The 19,615-nt window shown below is 68.7% G+C and carries 18 protein-coding genes; 8 read left to right on the plus strand and 10 right to left on the minus strand.

What is annotated here, in order from left to right; genetic code table 11:
• Position 1: 1 nt before the first annotated feature.
• The 3 genes from B9Y82_RS00440 to B9Y82_RS00450 all read right to left on the minus strand — a co-directional run bounded on the left by B9Y82_RS00440 (position 2) and on the right by B9Y82_RS00450 (position 1,778).
• Entirely contained in the window at positions 2–928 is a 927-nt protein-coding gene (locus B9Y82_RS00440; protein ID WP_428993167.1) for a class I SAM-dependent methyltransferase, read from the minus strand.
• Entirely contained in the window at positions 909–1,289 is a 381-nt protein-coding gene (locus B9Y82_RS00445; RefSeq protein ID WP_100471111.1) for a hypothetical protein, read from the minus strand. Before B9Y82_RS00445 ends, B9Y82_RS00440 begins: the two co-directional genes overlap by 20 nt.
• A 69-nt stretch (positions 1,290–1,358) precedes the next feature.
• Positions 1,359–1,778, minus strand: a complete 420-nt coding sequence (locus tag B9Y82_RS00450) for a hypothetical protein (RefSeq protein WP_100471112.1) — start codon at positions 1,776–1,778, stop codon at positions 1,359–1,361.
• A 90-nt stretch (positions 1,779–1,868) separates the two neighbouring features.
• Between B9Y82_RS00450 and B9Y82_RS00455 the strand changes: the two genes are divergently transcribed.
• Positions 1,869–2,153 carry a hypothetical protein gene (locus B9Y82_RS00455; RefSeq protein ID WP_005415073.1) on the plus strand — a complete coding sequence of 95 codons (285 nt, stop codon included), beginning with the start codon at positions 1,869–1,871 and terminating at the stop codon, positions 2,151–2,153.
• An 88-nt stretch (positions 2,154–2,241) separates the two neighbouring features.
• Here the strand turns inward: B9Y82_RS00455 and dmeF are convergent, their stop codons facing one another.
• Complete coding sequence (dmeF, locus tag B9Y82_RS00460) at positions 2,242–3,234, minus strand: CDF family Co(II)/Ni(II) efflux transporter DmeF (protein ID WP_100471113.1); 993 nt, start codon at positions 3,232–3,234, stop codon at positions 2,242–2,244.
• Between the two features lie 48 nt (positions 3,235–3,282).
• Here dmeF and B9Y82_RS00465 point away from each other — a divergent pair, with 48 nt between their 5' ends.
• Complete coding sequence (locus B9Y82_RS00465; protein ID WP_014035800.1) at positions 3,283–3,567, plus strand: metal-sensing transcriptional repressor; 285 nt, start codon at positions 3,283–3,285, stop codon at positions 3,565–3,567.
• A gap of 12 nt (positions 3,568–3,579) precedes the next feature.
• On the opposite strand, the gene B9Y82_RS00470 is transcribed toward B9Y82_RS00465, so the two are convergent.
• Positions 3,580–3,951, minus strand: coding sequence for a MerC family mercury resistance protein (locus tag B9Y82_RS00470; RefSeq protein WP_100471114.1), 372 nt, complete (start codon positions 3,949–3,951; stop codon positions 3,580–3,582).
• Positions 3,952–4,020: 69 nt separating this feature from the next.
• Here B9Y82_RS00470 and B9Y82_RS00475 point away from each other — a divergent pair, with 69 nt between their 5' ends.
• Positions 4,021–5,346: a GTP-binding protein gene (locus B9Y82_RS00475; protein WP_100471115.1), complete on the plus strand. Its 1,326-nt coding sequence runs from the start codon at positions 4,021–4,023 to the stop codon at positions 5,344–5,346.
• A 78-nt stretch (positions 5,347–5,424) separates the two neighbouring features.
• Here B9Y82_RS00475 and B9Y82_RS00480 read toward each other — a convergent pair whose 3' ends face one another.
• Positions 5,425–7,032 carry an ABC-F family ATP-binding cassette domain-containing protein gene (locus B9Y82_RS00480; protein WP_100471116.1) on the minus strand — a complete coding sequence of 536 codons (1,608 nt, stop codon included), beginning with the start codon at positions 7,030–7,032 and terminating at the stop codon, positions 5,425–5,427.
• Between the two features lie 222 nt (positions 7,033–7,254).
• Positions 7,255–8,154, minus strand: a complete 900-nt coding sequence (locus B9Y82_RS00485; protein ID WP_100471117.1) for a LysR family transcriptional regulator — start codon at positions 8,152–8,154, stop codon at positions 7,255–7,257.
• 227 nt (positions 8,155–8,381) lie between these two features.
• Between B9Y82_RS00485 and B9Y82_RS00490 the strand changes: the two genes are divergently transcribed.
• Positions 8,382–9,560, plus strand: coding sequence for a serine hydrolase domain-containing protein (locus B9Y82_RS00490; protein WP_100471118.1), 1,179 nt, complete (start codon positions 8,382–8,384; stop codon positions 9,558–9,560).
• Positions 9,557–10,741 carry an MFS transporter gene (locus B9Y82_RS00495; protein ID WP_100471119.1) on the plus strand — a complete coding sequence of 395 codons (1,185 nt, stop codon included), beginning with the start codon at positions 9,557–9,559 and terminating at the stop codon, positions 10,739–10,741. Before B9Y82_RS00490 ends, B9Y82_RS00495 begins: the two co-directional genes overlap by 4 nt.
• A gap of 104 nt (positions 10,742–10,845) precedes the next feature.
• On the opposite strand, the gene B9Y82_RS00500 is transcribed toward B9Y82_RS00495, so the two are convergent.
• Positions 10,846–12,462, minus strand: coding sequence for an EAL domain-containing protein (locus B9Y82_RS00500; RefSeq protein ID WP_100471120.1), 1,617 nt, complete (start codon positions 12,460–12,462; stop codon positions 10,846–10,848).
• A gap of 230 nt (positions 12,463–12,692) precedes the next feature.
• Here B9Y82_RS00500 and cycA point away from each other — a divergent pair, with 230 nt between their 5' ends.
• Entirely contained in the window at positions 12,693–14,066 is a 1,374-nt protein-coding gene (gene cycA, locus B9Y82_RS00505; protein WP_100471121.1) for a D-serine/D-alanine/glycine transporter, read from the plus strand.
• A 398-nt stretch (positions 14,067–14,464) separates the two neighbouring features.
• Positions 14,465–15,241 carry a lytic transglycosylase domain-containing protein gene (locus tag B9Y82_RS00510; protein WP_100471122.1) on the plus strand — a complete coding sequence of 259 codons (777 nt, stop codon included), beginning with the start codon at positions 14,465–14,467 and terminating at the stop codon, positions 15,239–15,241.
• Between the two features lie 7 nt (positions 15,242–15,248).
• On the opposite strand, the gene B9Y82_RS00515 is transcribed toward B9Y82_RS00510, so the two are convergent.
• Entirely contained in the window at positions 15,249–16,769 is a 1,521-nt protein-coding gene (locus tag B9Y82_RS00515) for a tetratricopeptide repeat protein (protein ID WP_100471123.1), read from the minus strand.
• Between the two features lie 160 nt (positions 16,770–16,929).
• On the opposite strand from B9Y82_RS00515, the gene B9Y82_RS00520 reads away from it, so the two are divergent.
• Positions 16,930–19,011, plus strand: a complete 2,082-nt coding sequence (locus B9Y82_RS00520; RefSeq protein ID WP_100471128.1) for an NHL repeat-containing protein — start codon at positions 16,930–16,932, stop codon at positions 19,009–19,011.
• Here the strand turns inward: B9Y82_RS00520 and B9Y82_RS00525 are convergent.
• Positions 18,989–19,396 carry a YciI family protein gene (locus tag B9Y82_RS00525; RefSeq protein ID WP_053462045.1) on the minus strand — a complete coding sequence of 136 codons (408 nt, stop codon included), beginning with the start codon at positions 19,394–19,396 and terminating at the stop codon, positions 18,989–18,991. The genes B9Y82_RS00520 and B9Y82_RS00525 overlap by 23 nt on opposite strands.
• Between the last annotated feature and the right edge of the window lie 219 nt (positions 19,397–19,615).

Here is a 19,615-nt window from a genome sequence, read left to right on the forward strand (position 1 = left end):
CTCAGCGCTTGACGGCCAGCACGCCGTCCAGTGCCAGTTCGGCCCTGAAGCCGGCCTTCTCCAGCCGCTTGGCCACTTCACGCGGGACGTCGCGGCCGCTGGTCAGCTTGTTCGGCGCACCGGTGTAATGGAACAGCCGACCGCCCTTGCGGATCACGCGGGCGAGGTGGTCGTAGAACACCTGTGAGTACAGCTCGCCGGCGATGCCGAAGCGCGGCGGGTCGTGCAGGATCGCATCGACGCTGTTGCTGGCAACCTGTTCGATCTGCTGCGAGACGTCGCCGTGGCTCAACTGCAGGCGGCCACCGGCGGCAGCCGAGTCTGGATCCGGCGACCACGGGTTGAGCGTGCGCAGCCACATCACATCGGCGTTCTTCTCGAACGAGCGGATCTGGCCGACACCGGCCTCCAGCGCGCAGGCGGCGAAGTAGCCCAGGCCGCCGCAGGTATCGAGAATGACCTTGCCGGCGGGAGCGACCAGCTCGACCTTGCGTCGCGCATCCTCGAACGGCGACAGCTTCGAGGTCGGCAGCATCTTGATGCCGTCGATCTCGAAGGTGGGGGCGCCCCACTCGGTCGGTACCAGCTTGATCAGCGAGCCGCTGTAGCGCGAGATCGGCTCGAACGCCTCGCCATCCCAGTAGTACAGCGTGCGGTCCTTCAGCTTGCCCGGCCACGGATAGTGCTGGCCGCGGAAGGTGAAACCCTCGGCATCCAGCTGTACCGCCTCTTCGCTGCGGCCGAGGTCGAGCGAGCCCTGCCATTCGGCGGCGCCCTTGTCATGGGCACGGCGCAGGGTGTCGGCGCTGTCGCGGGTCAGCAGGGGGCCGGTGTAATGGGGCACGGCGGGTACCGGGGCGGTTCGGGGGAGGGCATGGTACCGCAGCTGTTGTAGCGCCAAGCCGATGTCACAGTAGATCCACGCCATGCGTGGATGCGGGCAGGGCGGAGTCGAGCGTGGGCCCGACGCTGCCGCTGGTACAGCTGTAGCCGTGCATGGTGCCTTCTCCTGAAATCATGTTGACGCCACGCGACGGCCGCATGCCCTGCAGCGCGCACGACCGACGGTGGACCTCCTGGGTTTCCGGTGGCTGCCGAGCGAAGTCGTAGCGCATGCTGCCGTCCTCCTGCAGCAGCCAGTGCACGGTGACGCGTTCCTTCGTGCCTTCGCCGAGGTCCCAGTCCAGGGTGCGCATTATCAGGATCTGGCCATCGGGCAGTTCCCGGACTTCGTCATAGGCGCCCTGGGTCTTCGGGGCGCTCACCGCAAGCAGCAGGAACAACAGCATCCGCGTCCATCCTCAAAGAAGACAGGATCTGCCGACGCCGGTCCATGCAGCCATCAGAATCGTTGCGGATTACGGGCACTTCACCGCATACACCGGCCCGGCCCCGATCAGCATCAGCGCCATGTAGTCGCTGTCGGTGGCCTTGCCCTTCAACTTGGCGCCCTTGTTGAAGTGGAAGATGCCGAAGCCGCCAGCCATGCGGATCAACGCGCTGTCGATCTGGTCGGCATCATCACGGAAGTAGCGGCTGATCTCGCTGCGGTTGGCCTTGTGCAGGGCATTGGGCTCGCGCTGCCATTGCTCGCCACGGCTGAAGGAGACGAAGTACTGGCCACCTTCCTTGTCGATGCGGAAGTCGGCGGGTTTGCGCGCGCTGGTGGCGAAGCAGCCCTGCAGCGGGTCGACGGAGAAGGGAAGCCCGGCGTCACCGCTGCAGGCGGCGGTCAGCAGCAGGAGGGCACCGGGCAGCAGCAGGCGAAGCGTGCGCATGGGATGTCCCTACAGGGCAGGTGCGGCTAGTGTAGGCAGCACGCGGGCGTGGCCCGTACAGAAATTCGGCAAGAGCACAGGGGTTTTCGGATGGCGCAGGGCAAGGCACCGTGGTGCGGCGTGGCCAGTTGGCTGGGGATTGCAGTGGGGTGGGGCGCGGGCACCGTGGCGGCGCAGGCGGCCGTCGCTGCGGGTGGCAATGGCATGGCCGCAGGGCTGGGCGTGGGCGTGCTGGGTGCGGCGCTGGTGGGCGGCGGCTTGGCAGTGGCCTCGCGCGTGCGCGGTGAGCGCTGGCCGTGGATCGGCATTGGCGGTGCAGTGCTGAGCGCGCTGCCGCTGCTGATGTATCTGCTGCGGATGATGTTGAAGCTGTAGCGGTAGTGCCGGCCGCTGGCCGGCACCTGCAGGTTGCGTGCGGCGCTCATGGGGTTGCCGGCCAGCGGCCGGCACTACCCGGCGCGGGTCATGCGCTGCGATGGATCTCCACCGTCACGTGCACCAGCTCTTCGTGGATGGCCAGCGCGTTGCGCACGGTATCGGCATCGAGGCTGGCGTCGCTGGTGACCACGCTGGCGCTGACCGCGTACTTGCCGCGGCCGACCTGCCAGACGTGCAGGTCGGCCAGGCGTGCCGGCCACGGGCCCTGCTCGATCACTTCGCGCACTTCGGCCACCACCGGTGCGTCCATCTGCGCGTCGAGCAGGATGCGGCCGCTGTCGCGCAGCAGGCCGATCGCCCAGACCGTCACCAGCACGGCGCCGACCAGGCCCATCACCGGGTCCAGCCAGGTCAGGCCCAGCAGCTTGCCGCCGAGCAGGGCGACGATGGCCAGCACCGAGGTGGCAGCGTCGGCCAGCACGTGCACATACGCCGAGCGCAGGTTGAGGTCGTGGCCGTGTGCGTGACTCTGATCGTGGTGATCGTGGTGATCGTGGTGATCGTGGTCATGCCCATGGTGATGGCCATGCTCATGCCTGTGGTGGTGATGCGCGTGGCCCGGGCTGTCGTGCAGCCACCAGGCACACAGCAGGTTCACGCCCAGCCCGACCGCAGCGATGGCGATGGCTTCGTTGTAGTGGATCGGTGCCGGTGCCCACAGCCGCTCCAGTGATTGCACGGCCATCAGCGCGGCGACGCCGAGCAGGGCGATGGCGCTGGTATAGCCGGCCAGGATCTCGATCTTCCAGGTGCCGAAGGCGAAGCGCGGGTCGTGCGCGTAGTGGCGCGCGCAGCGATAGGCGAACACCGAAAGGCCCAGCGCCAGCGCATGCGAGCTCATGTGCCAGCCGTCGGCGAGCACGGCCATGGAGTTGAACCACCATCCGCCGACGATCTCCACCAGCATCATGCAGACGGTGAGCCACAGGGCGCGGCGGGTGTTGCGTTCGGCCAGCGGGTTGCCGTCGTCGAAACGGTGTTCGTGGCGACGGGCGGCGGCGAGGGCGTCCAGATGCATGGGGTCAGAGGGTGGAGTGGATACCCCCATAGGGTATATGATCCCGCCATGGCTCATGTACACAAGCATCGAAAGCAGCTGCTGACCCGGGTGCGCCGCATCGGCGGCCAGGTGGCGGCGTTGGAGCAGGCGCTGGACAGGCCGGAGGGTGAGGCCGGCGACTGTGCGAACGTGCTGGTGCAGGTTGCCGCCGTGCGCGGTGCCGCCCACAGCCTGCTGATGGAGCTGCTGCACGAGCACCTGCAGGAACACGTGGTGGGCGCCGAAGACCCGCAGCAGCGGGCGGACGAGGCCGCGGTGCTGGTGGAGCTGCTGCGCCGCTACGGCAAATAGCAGCGGCCGGCACTACCCGTGCCGGTGCCGCGCGTTCCAGATGTGCGTGGCGGTCAGCAGCAGGCTGCCGGTGACGGTCATCGGTGTTTCCCAATCGTGCGAGGGCAGCGCCAGCGCACCGGCCAGCAGCAGGCCGAGCCCGGCGCCGGCGGTGGCCCAGGCCAGCACGGGCAATGGGTGACGGCGCTCGGCCCGCCACAGCGCGTAGCCGGTCAGCGGCAGGGCGATGGCCACGAACAGCAGGTGCACCCATTCCGCTTCGGCCCAGGTGCCAAACAGTGGCAGCGCGGCGGCAAGCAGGGGCAGTGCCAGGCAGTGCAGCAGGCACAGGCTGGACAGGGCGACCGCGCCGGCATCGAGCAGGGCGGCAGACGGCGACTTCATCGGGGGAGGTTCCTTGCGCAACAATTGTTATACAGTAACATTTCCGTTCCGCAGCCAACCCGCTCCGACATGAACACTGTTTCCCGCGCCGACCGTCGCCTTCCGGTCACCGTGCTGTCCGGCTTCCTCGGGGCCGGCAAGACCACCCTGCTCAACCAGATCCTGCGCAACCGCGAGGGCCTGCGCGTGGCGGTCATCGTCAACGACATGAGCGAGGTCAACATCGATGCACAGCTGGTGCGCGAGGGCGGCGCCGAACTGCGCCGCACCGAAGAGACGCTGGTGGAGTTCAGCAACGGCTGCATCTGCTGCACGCTGCGCGACGACCTGCTGCAGGAAGTGCGGCGGCTGGCCGATGCCGGTCGCTACGACTACCTGCTGATCGAGTCGACCGGAATCGGTGAGCCGATGCCGGTGGCGGCCACCTTCGCGGTACGCGACGAGCAGGGCTTCAGCCTGAGTGACATCGCGCGCCTGGACACGATGGTGACGGTGGTGGATGGCAGTGCGTTCCTGGCCGACTTCGGTTCGACGCTGCGCCTGGCCGAGCGCGGGCAGCAGGCCGGGCCGGACGACGATCGCGGCGTGGTCGACCTGCTGTGCGAGCAGGTGGAGTTCGCCGATGTGATCGTGGTCAGCAAGATCGACCAGGTGGATGACGAAGTGCTGCAGGACACACTGGCCGTGCTGCGTGGCCTGAACCGCGAAGCGAAACTGCTGCTGTCCAGCTTCGGTGACGTGCCGCTGGCCGAGCTGGTGGACACCGGCCGCTTCGATTACGAGCGTGCGCAACGTGCGCCGGGTTGGGTGAAGGAACTGCGTGGCGAGCACGCGCCGGAAACCGAGGAATACGGCATCGCCAGTTTCGTCTACCGCTCGCGGCGACCCTTCCATCCTGCGCGCTTCGCGCGCGCGCTGCAGTCGGGGATGCCCGGTGTGATCCGCAGCAAGGGCTGGTTCTGGCTGGCCAACCGCATGGACTGGGTGGGCGAGCTGAACACCGTGGGCGCCGCGACGCGGACGCAGGCGGCGGGGTTCTGGTACGCCGCGCGCGATCGCGTGCGCGCCGGGCTGGAAGACACCGCGCCGTTGTTGCCACCGACGCCGCTGCCTTACAGCGACCTGGGCTGGGCACGGCAGCAGGCCGACTGCTGGAGCGCGCCGTTGCCGGGGCTGGAAGAATTCCCGGATGCGGCCGCACATTCGGCGATGCAGCGGCTGTGGCACCCGCTGTGGGGCGACCGCCGCCAGGAGCTGGTGGTGATCGGCGTGCACATGGATGAGCGTGCGGTGCGCGCGGAGCTGGATGCCTGCCTGCTCAACGAGCAGGAACTGCGCGCGGGCCCGCTGCTGTGGCAGCAGCTGCCGCAGGCGTTCCCGGTGTGGAAGCGTTGAGCGGGCGTTGAGCGCTGGCGGTGTGCCGGCCAGCGGCCGGCACTACCCGCCATGCATCCATCCATGCATGGCGGGGATCTACAAGGCGTCACGCCACTGCCAACCCTCGGTGCTTACCTGCAGCACGTGGGTCGGCCGCAGCGCCTGCAGCAGGTGCCGGTCGTGGCTGACCATCACCAGGGCACCCGGCCATGCCGCCAGCAGTTCTTCCAGTGCCTGCAGCGCGCTCAGGTCCAGTGCGTTGCCGGGCTCGTCCAGCAGCAACAGCTGCGGTGCGGGGTCGGCATACAGCACGCTGGCCAGGGCGCCTTTCACCCGTTCGCCATCGCTGAGGCTATGGGCTGGACGCTGGATGCGCTGCGCGTCCAGCCCGAGCAGGGCCAGCCGGGTGCGCAGTTCACCGGTATCAGCTGCCGGGTTGGCGGCCTGCACGGTGTCGAGAATGCTGCGCTCGCCGGACAACCCCAGCAGCTGCTGGTCGAGCAGCGCCAGTGGCGCATGGCGTTGCACGGTGCCACTGCGTGCAGGCAGCTGGCCGGCCAGCACGCGCAGCAGCGTGGACTTGCCACTGCCGTTGTCACCGACCACGGCGATGCGCTGCCCTCGACGGATCTCCAGCTGCAACGGCGCACTGCAGCCATGCGGCAGCACCAGCGAGTCCACCTGCAGCAGGCGCGCGCTGCCACGTTCGCCGTCGCCTGCAAACAGCGCCAGTTCCGGCGCGGTGTGAACCGCCGAGGCCGCAGCGCGCAGCTGATCGACGCTGGCCTGCAGGCGCTCGGCCTGTACCTGCTGCGCGCGGCCGTGGCTGGCCTCGGCACGCTGCTTCTGCCGGCCGAGCAGGATCGGCGCCTGGTTGGCCTGCTTCGCATCGCGATTGCCGCGTGCCTGGCGTTGCTGCTGGCGCTCGTGCTGCTCGCGTGCGCTGCGTTGTTGCTGCCGGTGCTGGGCGCGTGCATGGTCGAGCTGTGCAGCAGCGGCTTCGCGTTCGGCGGAACGCGTGTCCGCGTAGTGCTGCCACGGCCCGCCATAGCGATGCAGCCCGCGCGCGTCGAGTTCGACGATCTGCTGCATGTGCGCCAACAGCTCGCGATCGTGGCTGATTACCAGCAGGCCACCACGCCAGTGCTGCAGTTGTTCGTACAACTGTTGGCGATGGCGGGCATCGAGGTGGTTGCTGGGTTCGTCCAGGATCAGCCAATCGGCGCCGCTGGCCCACGCGCCGGACAGCGCCACCTGCATGGCCTGGCCGCCACTGAGGCGCGCGGCGGGCTGGGCAGGATCGAGATCCTCGGGCAGCCGTAGCGCCTGCCATTGCTGCTGCAGGCGCTCGCGCAGGTCCCAACGCTCGCCGACACAGGCGAAGTCGGTCTCGTCCACGCTGCCGGCTTCGATGCGTTGCAGTGCGGCCAGTTCCGCGCCGACGCCGGCCAGTTCACCGACCGTGCCGGTGGGGGGATAGCCGGGCGTCGGCAACAGGAACACGCGGCCGCCGCTGCGTATCTGCCCGCTGTCGGGCAACAGCCGGCCGGTCAGCAGGCGTGCAAGCACGCTCTTGCCGGTGCCATTGGCACCGACCAGGCCGGTGGCTACCGGTTCGAAGGAAAACGACAGGTCGGAAAACAGCGCGCGGCCGTCGGCCAGCCGATACGACACGCGATCGAGCGTGAGGGAATGTGTGGTCATGCGACCTCCATGGATGCCGGGTTCTCCCCTGCGCGCAGGGGCGGGAAGAGTCAGGCCGTCTGCTGGGAAGACGGCGGCATCAATGGCGCATTGGTCGCGAGCCTCTGGGAGGAATGAGGGGGAAGTATAGCGGGGCTGGCTGAATGGTTTGATGGCTCGACGCTACAAAGGCATCCACGCATGGCGTGGATCTACTATGGGCCGGGCATGGGGGGATCGCGCCTAGGGCACGTTTTCCAGGCGGGCGCTGACGAAATCGATGAACACCCGCAGCTTCGGTAGTACGTGGCGGCCCGAAGGCCACAGCAGGTGGAAGATGCCGCAGGAATGCACGTGTTCGTCCAGCACGCTGACCAGGCGACCGTCTGCCAGCGCATCGCGCACCGAGTGCACGGGTACGAAGGCCAGGCCGACGTGGCGCAGCGCCAGCGCCACCCGCGCCTCGATGGTGTTGGCCACCATGTGCACCGGCAGCTCCTGCGGTGTTTCATGGTCGGGCCAATGGATCGGCCACAGCTCCAGCTTGCCGGTGCTGGGGAAGCGGTAGTGCAGCAGCGTGTGCTGCAGCAGTTCGGCGGGCGTGCGTGGCGTACCGCGGCGCTGCAGGTAGGCCGGCGAGCCGACGATGCGGCGTGGAAACTCCCCCAGGCGACGTGCGTTCATGCGCGAATCGCTGGGTTCGCCGACACGCAGCACGGCGTCGAAACCTTCCTCGATGACGTCGACCAGCCGGTCGCTGAAATCAAGGTCGAGGCGGATGTCCGGATACGCAGCCATGAACTCGGCCATCAACGGCAGGGTGAGGTCGCCGACCAGTGGCAGGCCGATGCGCAGCGTACCGCTGGGGGTGGCGTGCGGTTGCGCAAGCTCGGTGCGCGCGGCATCGCGTTCGTCGAGGATGCGCCGGCAGCGTGCCAGGAACAGCTGGCCCTCGGCGGTCAGGGTGATGCTGCGCGTGCTGCGGTGGAACAGGCGCACGCCCAGCGCGTGCTCCAGCCGCGCAACGCATTTGCCGGCGGCCGAGGCGGAGATGCCCTGCAGGCGCCCGGTCTCGACGAAGCTGCGGGTGTCGGCGGCGTGCACGAAGGTCTGCAGGTTGGCGAGGTTGTCCAGGACTGACATGGGCGTGCGGGCGATGAAAGCAGCAGGGTAGGGAGGGCGATGGCGCTGGTCGGCACTGCCGCCGCAACACTGTGGTGCGGGCCGGAATGGCAGCCGTTGCGGCCTTGCAGTTCCGGCCATGATGCCGATTACGGACTGCACGGTCCATGATGACCGGAGCGGCAACCGGCTTTTTGCGCCGTGCCGTGCTGCCTAACGTGGCGGGCCTCTCCCCACGGATCACTGCGATGAATGCCGCTCTTTCCCTTGAACCCGCGCCGACGCTGCCTTCGGTGCAGCGGCTGTTGCAGCAGGTGCACCCGCAGCGCCTGGTGGGCGCGGTGGTGCTGGTGCGCGAGCACGGTGTGCTGCGCCATGCCAGCGCGACCGGGCTGGCCGATCGCGAGTCGGCCACGCTGATGCAGCGCGACCAGCTGTTCCGGCTGGCATCGGTCAGCAAGCCGCTGTTGACCACGGTGATCCTGCGCCTGGTGGCCGAGGGCGTGCTCGACCTCGATGCGCCGGTGCAGCGTTGGCTGCCGGACTTCCGCCCGGCGCTGGCCGATGGCCGCATGCCGCCGATCAGCCTGCGCCAGCTGCTCAGCCACAGCAGCGGGCTGGGCTACCGCTTCCTGGAAGCCGATGCGGAGGGCCCCTATGCGCACGCTGGGGTCAGCGATGGCCTGGATGCAAACCCGCTTTCCCTGGCCGAGAACGTACGCCGCATCGCGCAGGCACCGCTGCTGTTCGAGCCGGGCAGCCAATGGCTGTATTCGTTGGGCGTGGACGTGGCGGGGGCGGTGGCCGAAGCCGCGACCGGTGAAACGCTGCAGGTGCTGTTCGAGCGTTTGCTTGCCGCGCCTTTGGGCCTGCGTGACACCGCGTTTGCCACGCGCGAGGGTGCGCGGCTGGCCACGCCTTATGTGAGCGATACGCCGCAGCCGCATCGCCTGCGCGAAGGCGAAGTGGTCGCGCCGTTCGAAGGTACGGTCGGCATCGAGTACAGCCTTGCGCGTGCCCTCGATGCCAGTCGTTTCGCTTCCGCCGGCGCCGGCCTGGTGGGTACTGCCGATGAAGTGATGTCGGTGCTGGAGGCGCTGCGTGATGTGCAGCGCTCCGGCCTGCTGCCGCCCGCGCTGGCGGCAGAGATGGCCAGCCCGCAGGTGGGCGAGCAGGGACCGCCGGAACCGGCCGGCTGGGGCTTCGGGCTGGGCTTTGCGGTGCTGCGCGATGCCACCGCCAGTGGCACGCCGCAGCGCGAAGGCAGCTGGCGCTGGGGCGGCGCCTATGGGCACAGCTGGTTCGTCGACCCGTCGCGTGGGCTGAGCGTGGTGGCACTGACCAACACGCTGTACGAGGGCATGGATGGTGCCTTCGTCGATGAACTGCGTGATGCGGTCTATGCTGATCTGGAGGCGGCGCGATGAGCGGCCACGCCCTTGATGCTGCCAGCCCGGCCGGTGAGGCCACGCGCCTGCCCTGGGCGGGCCTGCTGGCCTTGGCCGGTGGTGGCTTCATCACCCTGCTGACCGAAACCCTGCCGGCCGGTGTACTGCGTCCGATGGGCGAAAGCCTGGGCGTGAGTGATGCGGCGGTCGGTCAACTGGTGAGCGTGTATGCGCTGGGCTCGGTGATGGCCGCACTGCCGATGACCGCGCTGACCCAGCGCCTGCCGCGGCGCCCGTTGCTGCTGGCCGCCATTGCCGGTTTCGTGGTGGTCAACACGCTGACCGCGCTGAGCAGCAGTTATGCGCTGATCCTCGTTGCGCGCTTCCTGGCCGGTGTGAGCGGTGGCCTCTTGTGGTCGCTGGTGGCCGGTTATGCCGCGCGCATGGTGGTGCCGTCGTTGCAGGGGCGTGCCATTGCGGTGGCGATGGTGGGTTCGCCCTTGGCGCTGTCGCTGGGGGTGCCGGCCGGCACGCTGCTTGGCCAGCAGGTTGGCTGGCGCTGGGCGTTCGCGTTGATGAGCGTGCTGGGCGTGGGCCTGCTGGCGTACGCGCGCTGGACACTGCCGGCGCTGCCAGCGGCTGGTGCCGGCCAGCGCACGTCGCTGGGTACGGTCTGGCGGATGCCCGGCGTGCGCAGCACGCTGCTGGTGATGGTGCTGTACGTGCTGGCGCACAACGTGCTGTACACGTACATCGAGCCGCTGGCAGTCGATGCGGGTGCCGGCGCGTGGCTGGACCGGCTGCTGCTGGCGTTCGGCATGGCGGCGATTGCCGGCATCGGGATGGCGGGCTGGGGCGTGGATCGCCACCTGCGTGTGCTGGTGTGGGCGGCGGTGATCGGCTTCATCGTGCCGGTGCTGATGTTGCTGGTATGGCCTGGCGCGGCGAGCGCGCTGCTGTTGGCAACGATCCTGTGGGGCGTTGCGTTCGGCGCGGTGCCGACGCTGTTCCAGACCGCACTGGCACGCCGTGCGGGTGCCGCCGCGGACCTGGCACAGTCGATGCTGGTGACCGGCTGGAACCTGGCCATTGCTGCCGGTGGCGTGGCGGGCGGCGTGCTGCTGCAGGCCAGCGGCCCACGCCAGCTGGGTTGGCTGCCGTTGCTGTTGCTGGCGGTGACGGTGGCGTGGCTGCTGGCACGGCCGAAGGCGTGGGCGTAGGGGCCGACAATGACGACGCGGTGCCGGCCAGCGGCCGGCACTACCGGGGGCCGCGCCATCCACGCATGGCGCGGACCTGCTGGATCGGGCGCCCTGCTTTTGCTCTACTCCAGCGGCACCCGCTCGATCGGCACGCTGCGCGGGTTCTGCATGTGTTCGCGTGCCGCGCCGTACTGCTGCTGCCGCTTGTGGTGGAAGGCCACGAACTCGTCGCGGGGCAGTGGTCGCGAGAACAGCCAGCCCTGGCCGAATTCCACATGCCGGCTGTGCAGATAGGCCAGCTGCGCTTCGGTTTCCACGCCCTCGGCCACAACCCACAGGCCCAGCTCCTTGGCCATGTCGATGATGTGCGGCGTGACCGGGCTGGTCGCGCTTTCGGTGCCGATCGCATCGATGAACGACTTGTCGATCTTCAGCGCGTCCAGCGGCAGCTGCTCCAGGTACTGCAGGCTGGAAAAGCCGACGCCGAAATCGTCGATGGCCACGCTGTGGCCGGCACGGCGTGCCTGCGCCAGCATCGTGCGCGCTCGGTCCAGGTCGAGGAAGCCGCGTTCGGTGGCCTCCATCCAGATCTGCTGCGGCAGGATGCCGCTGCCGGCCATGTGCCTGGAAATCATCTTCAGGGCGCGGCCGCTGCTGATGTCTTCGGCGGCGAGGTTGATCGCGATGTGCGCGCTGCGGTCGGCCACCAGCAGCTCGCGCATGTCGCGCACCACGTTCTCGATCACCAGGTCGGTGACGTCGGCGATCATGCCGGCCTCTTCGGCCAGCGGAATGAACAGGTCGGGCCGTACCTGGGTGCCATCCGGGCGTTGCCAGCGCACCAGCGCTTCGGCACCGACGCAGATGCCGGTGTCCAGTTCGATGATGGGCTGGTAATGCAGGTACAGCTCGCGGCGGCGGATGGCGGTGGCCAGTTCACCGCGCAGCGACAGGCGGCGCCGCGACAGCCAGATCACCAGGCCGGCCCCGGCAGCGGCCAGCAGCAGGCCGACCGGCACGTACAGCCACGCCTGCTGGCGGAACGCCGCAGCCAGCGCGGTGCGCGGCGTGGTAGCGATGGCCAGCCATTCCTCGTTGCGCGCGGTGGCGAACAGCGTGGAGTGGTCCAGGCCTTCGCCGGGGTCGCGCAGCAGCGCCTGCAGCAGGTCCGGATCCAGGCCCGGCTGCTTGGCCAGCAGGCGCCCATCGGGGCTGGCCAGTGCCAGCCGCACGTTCGGATCGGCAATGACATCGACGAAGCGCCGCGGGTCCACCAGTACGTCGTAGGACCCGTACAGGATTGCCAGCACCTGGCGGCGCCCGCTGACTTCCGGGCGCACGTCCACCGCGATGCCAGCGCCATCGCTGGTGACGTGGTCCGGCGTGGGTTGATCCACATCGGCCAGGAACGGTCCCCAGGAGGTGCAGCGTAGTTTGCCGCCTTCGAAGTAGCCCATCTGGTCGATCGATGGGGTGGTCATCACCAGCGTCTGCATGCGCCGGACGTGCTCGGGACTGCAGGACACATAGGCGCCGGCTTCGGCCGATTTCAGCGCCGCCAGTGCTTCCTGGTAGGACAGGTCGGAGCGGCGCAGGCTGCGGTCGGCGATGTCGCGCAGGCGCTGTTGTTCAACGCTGACCGCGCGGTCCCAGGTGGCATAGGCCATGACTGCGATCGGCACCGCAGCGGCCAGCAGCGCCAGCGCGGTGCCGCCGATGATGACGCGCAGCCGGCTCATGGCCGGGGCTCCAGCAGGGCGGGCGGGGCAGGGCGCATGGTCGGGCCGGTCCTTGGGCAGATGCGGCTATCTGAGCATGGCGCGGGGCCGGGCGGAATGGGATCAATACGGTATTCGGTCACATTGTGGTGAAAGCGGCCAGATTTGACGGAATAGGTCCGTCAACGCTGGCGCTCGGCGCCGTGGGGGACTACCGTCGAACGCTTCGCCCGTCCCTTTTGCCCGCGCCCATGACCGAGCCCGCAACGCCCCCCGAGCACCTGCGCCGCAGCCTGTCCAACCGCCACCTGCAACTGATCGCCATCGGCGGAGCCATTGGCACCGGCCTGTTCATGGGGTCGGGCAAGACCATCAGCCTGGCAGGCCCGTCCATCGTCTTCGTCTACCTGATCATCGGCGCGATGCTGTTCTTCGTGATGCGCGCGATGGGTGAGCTGCTGCTCTCCAACCTGCAGTACAAGTCCTTCATCGATTTTTCCACCGACCTGCTCGGGCCCTGGGCGGGCTTCTTCTGTGGGTGGACCTACTGGTTCTGCTGGATTGTGACTGCCATCGCCGATGTGATCGCCATCGCCGCCTACGCGCAGTTCTGGTTCCCCGGGCTGGATGCGTGGATACCGGCGCTGGCCTGCGTGCTGCTGTTGCTGGCACTGAACCTGGTGACGGTGAAGCTGTTCGGCGAAATGGAGTTCTGGTTCGCGCTGATCAAGATCGTGGCGATCTGCGCACTGATCATCACCGGCGCTGGGCTGGTGGCGTGGGGCTTCACCTCGCCCAGCGGCCACACCGCCTCGCTGTCGAACCTGTGGAATGACGGCGGCATGTTCCCGATGGGGCTGGTCGGCTTCTTCGCCGGTTTCCAGATTGCGGTATTCGCCTTCGTCGGCATCGAGCTGGTCGGCACCACCGCCGCCGAAACCGCCGACCCCGAGCGCAACCTGCCCAAGGCGATCAACTCGATCCCGGTGCGCATCATCATCTTCTACGTGCTGGCGCTGATCGCGATCATGGCCGTCACCCCGTGGCGCCAGGTGGTGCCGGACAAGAGCCCGTTCGTGCAGCTGTTCGTGCTGGCCGGCATTCCCGCCGCCGCCAGCCTGATCAACTTCGTGGTGCTGACCTCGGCCACGTCCTCGGCCAACAGCGGCATCTTCTCCACCAGCCGCATGCTGTATGGCCTGGCCGAAGAGGGCCACGCCCCGCGCGGGCTGTCGAAGCTGTCGCGCGCCGCGGTGCCGGCCCGCGGCCTGCTGTTCTCGTGCCTGTGCCTGCTGGGCGGCACGCTGCTGATCTACCTGATTCCCAACCTGGTGACCGCCTTCACCTTGGTGACGACGCTGGCGACGGTGCTGTTCATCTTCGTCTGGTCGCTGATCCTGGTGGCCTACATGGCCTACCGCCGCCGCTACCCGGAGCGCCACGCCGCCTCGATCTTCAAGATGCCCGGCGGCGTGGCCATGTGCTGGGCCTGCCTGGTGTTCTTCGCCGGCGTGCTGGTGCTGCTGAGCCTGCAGGGCGACACCCGCCAGGCGCTGATCGCCAGCCCGGCGTGGTTCGTGCTGCTGGGCGTGGGGTATTGGGTGCGGCGGAGGACTGCGAAGTAACCCAACGTCTTCGTTCCATCGATTGATCCATCGTCTCCGGACGTTTCATCCACGCATGGCGTGGATCTGCTGCCCGCTGCAGGAAACTGTCCAGGGCGGGTGGGTGTGGCCCGGCAGGACCGTTGGCGCCATGGATGGCACCATCGAGCCCCCATGGGTGAGGGCGCGTTGCCTGCGAAGCACTGCTTCGCAAGCGCCCGAACGCACAGCCGCCAGCGGCTGGGCCGGACCGCGGAGCGGGGTTTACGGCGTGTCCTGCCGGGCCACACCCACCCGACCAGCCCTCAACTGCCCAGCGCTGCTCAGGGTGTTGACGTTGCCTCTGCAGGTGCAGGGCGCAGCCCTGCCGACCCCCATTCACCCAACATTCGCGGGCGCGGCCGGATCATCCGGCCGCCATGTCCCGTCGCCCCCTCCTGCTCGCGCTGTTGCTGCTGCCCAGCCTGTGGCCCGGGCTGGCTGCCGCGCGCACCGTCTATCGCTGCGTGCAGGGCAACACCGTCAGCCTGGCTACCGCCCCGGAACCCGGCTCGCGCTGTACCGCCAGGGAGATCGACGACAACGCCATCCAGACCCCCAACCTGTGGGGCAACATGGGCGTGTTCAGCGGCGTGCTGTACGAGCGCGAACAGGACGGGGCACTGGTCTACTCCACGCGCAACCTGCCCGGCTCGCGGGTGTTCCTGAAGTTCACCGTGGCCACGCCACCGGGCGAGCCAGCGCATGAAGGGCTGGGCAAGGTCGGCAAGCCGCAGCTGGCACAGCACGCCAGGCAGTTCAAGGCCGCGGCCAAGGCCACCGGCGTCGATGATGCGTGGTTGCGTGCGATCGCCCACGCCGAAAGCAATTTCGACGCGCTGGCGGTATCCAGCAAGGGCGCGCAGGGAGTGATGCAGCTGATGCCCGATACCGCGCAGGAATACGGGGTGCGCGATCCGTTCTCGCCGCAGCAGTCGATCGAGGGTGGCGCGCGCTACATGCGCGCGCTGCTGCGCCGCTACAACGGCGACCGCCCGCTGGCGGCGGCCGCCTACAACGCAGGCATCGGGGCGGTCACCCGCTACAAGGGCGTGCCGCCCTACGCCGAAACCCTGGCCTACGTGGACAAGGTGATGGCGCTGTACGCGCGCTATCGTGAAGCGATGGGCATCCGCACGGAGGTGCCGGCGCGCTAGCCGGCACTCAACGCGAGGTGGAGGTACTGACCAGCCCGTAGCGCTCGATGCGGCCGACGCGTGCCACCTCGGCCTGTACGTCGGCACGCTGCTTGAGTGCGCGCCAGACGGCATCGATGCGCACATCGCCCGGCAATGACGGATAGGTCCGCATGTCCTGCAGGGCAGCCAGGGTTTCACCGCGTTCAACCGGCGAGCGCAGCTGTTCGATCAGCACGGCGGCTGCACCGTCCAGGTTGCCTTCCTCCAGCAGCATTTCGCGATGGAACAGGCGCGCGTCATCGCGCTGGGCCAGGATCACCGCGCGTGCCGCATCGCGCGCCTTGGCATCGCCGCGCTCGCGGGCGGCGGCGAACTGCAGCAGCGCCTGCGCGGCCTTGCCGTAGCCGGCGAGGCCCGGCATGTCATTCACTGCCAGCGCAGCGTCCTGCATGCGCCCCAGCGAACTGAACACGAAACCGACATTCATCTGGTGCTCGGCACCATCCGGGCCGAGCGCGCCGATGCGTGCGGCCAGCTTCGCGGTGGCCAGTGCCTCATCGGTGCGGCCCAGCCGGCGCAGTGCAGTGAGCCGGCTGTTGAGGAGCCAGGCCACCCATTCCGCTTCCGCGGCGGCAGGCGATTCGCCGTTGCTCGCCGCGCCGGCCATGCCGTCGGTCAACGACAGCACTTCCTCGTTGCGGTCCAGCATCAGCAGGGTAGTGCTGAACTCGGCCATGCGCGCGTCCAGTGCGCGGTCGAGCAGGCCGGAGACGCGCAGTTGATCGAGGTGGCGCTGCGCCGCCTGCACCGGATCGAAGCGCGCATCGCCGCGATCGACATAACGGTCGAAGCGTTTGTCGCTGCGCAGGCGGATGATCTCGGCCGGGCTGTCGATGCGCGCCAGCGTGGCTGGGATGTCGTCGCCACGCCCGTTGTCGGCCTGCAGCGTGGCCAGCGCCAGCCACAGCCCGGTGGGTTCCAGGCCGCCACTCTTCCAGCCGTTGTCGAACAGCGCCTGCAGCAGGTCCATGCGCTTCAGCGGCTGGTCACGCAGGCGGTACTGCAGGTAATTGATGGCGTGGTGATCGATCGGCAGCGGTGCGTCGGCATGCTTCAGTGCCTTGACCAGGAACGACGTGGCTGCGGCCGGCTGGTTGTCCGACAGTTCCACGGACACCTGGGTGAGCAGGACCTGGGCATCCTCCGGCAGGGCCTCCTGCGCCCGTTGCAGGTAGCGGCGGGCCTGGTCCGGCTTCTTCTGCATCAGCGCGGTCCAGCCGGCCACCTGCGCGGCGCGGCCACGATGCTCGGCATCGAAGTCGTCCAGCAGGGGATCCTCCATCAGCCGCTCCATGCTGATCAGTGCGCCCAGCGTATTGCCGCTGCGTGCCTGCTGGATCGCTTCGTCCCAGCGTGTGGCGTACGCCGCATGCACCGCATCGGCGGTGGCAGAGGGCATCTGCGGCACCACCGTGATCGAGGCGGTGGCCGGTGTGCTGGCCAGTGCCGCCAGCAGCAGGGCGGCGAGGGGGATGATGCGGGGCATGGAGGCTCTCCATCCGTGGGAACCGCATTGAACCCGCTGCAGGCAGCGAGGACAAGCGCGGCGCATGGAACTCTGGTATCCGGCAGTACGATTGGCCGTGGCGGATCGCAGCTTCACCGTCTATTGTCGGTGCCTCTTCAGGCAGGAGCAGCGCAGCACGATGGCACGGTGGCAATGGATGGCGGCAGGAGTGGCGTTGGCAACGGCGGTGGCATTGGCTGCAACCTGGTGGGAGACGCCGCTGCACACGCTGGCCGAACCTGCGGGCCCGGCGCCTACGCCACTGGCCTGGACCGCACAGATCGAGCCGTTGGCCGGCGATGGCCATCCCGGTGACCGCGACGGTGGATCCGCGCAGGCGCGTTTCGCCGACCCCTACGCGTTGCTGCGTGGCGCCGATGGCAGCATCTACTTCACCGATGCCGGCGATAACAACCGCATCCGCCGCCGCCTTCCCGATGGCCGCGTCGAAACCGTGGCCGGGCAGGGCGAGGGGCGCGTCGATGGCCCTGCGCTGCAGGCCAGTTTCAATACCCCCTCCGGCATTGCCGCTGATGCGCAGGGCAACCTGTACGTGGCCGACACTGGCAACCACGCGATCCGCCGCATCGGTACCGATGGCCAGGTGACCACGCTGGCCGGTGGCGAACAGGGCCATGCCGATGGCCCCGCCGCGCAGGCGCGTTTCGATGCGCCGATGGGCATTGCGGTGGACGCGCAGGGCCAGGTCTACGTGGCCGATACGTTCAACGATCGCATCCGGGTGATCGGTACCGATGGCAACGTGCGCACCCTGGCCGGTGGTGATCGGCCGGGTCTGGCCGATGGCACGGGCGTCGCTGCGCGCTTCGACACGCCGGTGGCGCTGGCCTTCGATGCACACGGTGCCCTGCTGGTGGCCGACCTGTTCAACAACGCGGTTCGCCGTGTTGGCGCCGATGGCACGGTCAGCACCGTGGTCGCCGCCGGTGGCGTGATCAATGGTCCGCTGTCACTGGCCACCACGCACGACGGCGTGCTGTACGTGGGCGATCTCGATGGCCGCATCGTGCAGGTGACGCCGCAGGGCCACCAGATTGCACTGGTTGGCAACGGGCGCCTGCCACGCCTGGCCCGCCCCAGCGGCCTGGCGATGGATGCCGATGGCAGCGTGCTGGTCGCCGACGCCGCCAGCTACCGCCTGCACCGCCTGCGCCCGCTGCCGGTGGGTGACCTGCCGGCGCCGGCGCTGGTTGGCCCGGCCGCCGATGCCGCGTTGCCGAAGACCGGGGGCCGTTGGCCGCTGGCGCCGCAGGAGGGCTGGCATGAAGTGGTCGGTACGCTGGGCGAAGTGCGTGGCAACTTCAAGGGTGAGAGTCGCCACCACCTTCACGGCGGCTTCGACGTGCGCGGTGACGTGGGCCAGACCGTGCTGGCGATCGCCGACGGCAAGATCAGCAGCCCGGTGGCGGCCTGGAGCCTGGGCGAGCAGGCCGAAGGGCTGTCGGTGGATCGCCTCAAGTACATCCACATGCGGGTCGGCCGCACTCCGCGCGACCAGCCGTTTGATGCGCGCTGGCAGGCGCTGTATGACGAGCAGGGCAAGCTGGAGCGGATGCGCGTGCGCCGCGGCATGCGCATCCACGCCGGCGACCGCCTGGGCAGCATCAACAACCAGGCGCACGTGCATCTGGCGGTGGGCACGGGTGGTTTCGAGACCAATGCGGTGGCGCTGGGCTTCCACAACTACGCCGACCACTTCGCGCCGCGCATCACCGATGTGGCCCTGCTGGACGACAACTACCAGCCGATGGCGGCGGGCAGCGACGGCGTAGCGGTGGTGGCGCGCCAGGGCCGCGGCGTGCAGATCGTGATCGAGGCCTGGGACCAGGTCGACAACAACCTGCCGCGCCGTCGCCTGGGCATGTACCAGGTGGGCTACCAGATCCTCGATGCCGCTGGGCAGCCGCTGCAGGGTTACGAGCAGCCGCGCTGGAACATCGTGTTCAACCGCATGCCGCCGCAGAAGGAAGCGGTGCGCGTGGCCTACGCACCGGACAGCGGCATCACCGTGCATGGCAGCGCGGTGACCCGTTTCCGTTACCTGGCCACCAACACCGTGCGTGATGGCCTGATGGAAACCGGGCGCTGGCAGCCGGCGGCGTTGCCGCCGGGCGAGTACATCGTGCGTGCCAGCGTGCGCGACTACAGCGGCAATGAAGGCGTCGGCCCGCGCGAGATCAGGGTACGGCTGCTGCCATAGCGGCAGCCGGGGCGCCGCAGCGTTCGCGCTCGGCGTCCATGTCTTCCAGCGGCCGCACCTCGATGCTGCCGAAGCGCGCCCAGGGGAAGTCGCGGGCGATGCGCATGGCTTCGTCACGGTCGCGGGCGACGATCAGGTTGAAGCCGGCCAGCAGTTCGCGGGTTTCGGCGAACGGCCCATCGAGCACGCGGCTGTGTCCATCGCGCACGCGCAGGGTCTGTGCGGTATCGACCGGCTGCAGCTTCTGGGCGGCCAGCAGCGTGCCTTCGGCCTGCAGCTGGTCGGCGTGCGCCAGGCAGTCGCGCATCAGCGCGTTGAATTCTTCGGTGGGCAGGGCCTGCAGCAGGGCAGGCTCGATATAGATCAGAAGCAGGTACTGCTGCATGTCACGGTCCAGGCGGGGACGGGGTGCCCATGATGGCGCAGGATGGCGCGTGGGCATGTTGCAGCGCGGGAGGCGCGCCTTCGGCGGAGATCGGATGCCCATCTGCTGGCCCAGGTGATTCCGCACCTGCGTTGAGGCCTGGCCGCTGTTACATCGGCCGCAACCAGCGCTCGATCATTGCCACGCCACCTGCCACCCCGTCCTCATCGCCCATCGCTA

Source organism: Stenotrophomonas maltophilia (assembly GCF_002799155.1).
Taxonomy (GTDB): Bacteria; Pseudomonadota; Gammaproteobacteria; order Xanthomonadales; family Xanthomonadaceae; genus Stenotrophomonas; species Stenotrophomonas maltophilia_R.

Coding starts and splice junctions, on each gene's coding strand:
- B9Y82_RS00515 (WP_100471123.1), bottom strand. CDS start 16,769: ATGCCCCGCATCATCCCCCTCGCCGCCCTGCTGCTGGCGGCACTGGCC.
- B9Y82_RS00475 (WP_100471115.1), top strand. CDS start 4,021: ATGAACACTGTTTCCCGCGCCGACCGTCGCCTTCCGGTCACCGTGCTG.
- dmeF (WP_100471113.1), bottom strand. CDS start 3,234: ATGCATCTGGACGCCCTCGCCGCCGCCCGTCGCCACGAACACCGTTTC.
- B9Y82_RS00455 (WP_005415073.1), top strand. CDS start 1,869: ATGGCGCAGGGCAAGGCACCGTGGTGCGGCGTGGCCAGTTGGCTGGGG.
- B9Y82_RS00490 (WP_100471118.1), top strand. CDS start 8,382: ATGAATGCCGCTCTTTCCCTTGAACCCGCGCCGACGCTGCCTTCGGTG.
- B9Y82_RS00520 (WP_100471128.1), top strand. CDS start 16,930: ATGGCACGGTGGCAATGGATGGCGGCAGGAGTGGCGTTGGCAACGGCG.
- B9Y82_RS00465 (WP_014035800.1), top strand. CDS start 3,283: ATGGCTCATGTACACAAGCATCGAAAGCAGCTGCTGACCCGGGTGCGC.
- B9Y82_RS00450 (WP_100471112.1), bottom strand. CDS start 1,778: ATGCGCACGCTTCGCCTGCTGCTGCCCGGTGCCCTCCTGCTGCTGACC.
- B9Y82_RS00510 (WP_100471122.1), top strand. CDS start 14,465: ATGTCCCGTCGCCCCCTCCTGCTCGCGCTGTTGCTGCTGCCCAGCCTG.
- cycA (WP_100471121.1), top strand. CDS start 12,693: ATGACCGAGCCCGCAACGCCCCCCGAGCACCTGCGCCGCAGCCTGTCC.
- B9Y82_RS00525 (WP_053462045.1), bottom strand. CDS start 19,396: ATGCAGCAGTACCTGCTTCTGATCTATATCGAGCCTGCCCTGCTGCAG.
- B9Y82_RS00480 (WP_100471116.1), bottom strand. CDS start 7,032: ATGACCACACATTCCCTCACGCTCGATCGCGTGTCGTATCGGCTGGCC.
- B9Y82_RS00470 (WP_100471114.1), bottom strand. CDS start 3,951: ATGAAGTCGCCGTCTGCCGCCCTGCTCGATGCCGGCGCGGTCGCCCTG.
- B9Y82_RS00495 (WP_100471119.1), top strand. CDS start 9,557: ATGAGCGGCCACGCCCTTGATGCTGCCAGCCCGGCCGGTGAGGCCACG.
- B9Y82_RS00500 (WP_100471120.1), bottom strand. CDS start 12,462: ATGAGCCGGCTGCGCGTCATCATCGGCGGCACCGCGCTGGCGCTGCTG.
- B9Y82_RS00445 (WP_100471111.1), bottom strand. CDS start 1,289: ATGCTGTTGTTCCTGCTGCTTGCGGTGAGCGCCCCGAAGACCCAGGGC.
- B9Y82_RS00440 (WP_428993167.1), bottom strand. CDS start 928: ATGGCGTGGATCTACTGTGACATCGGCTTGGCGCTACAACAGCTGCGG.
- B9Y82_RS00485 (WP_100471117.1), bottom strand. CDS start 8,154: ATGTCAGTCCTGGACAACCTCGCCAACCTGCAGACCTTCGTGCACGCC.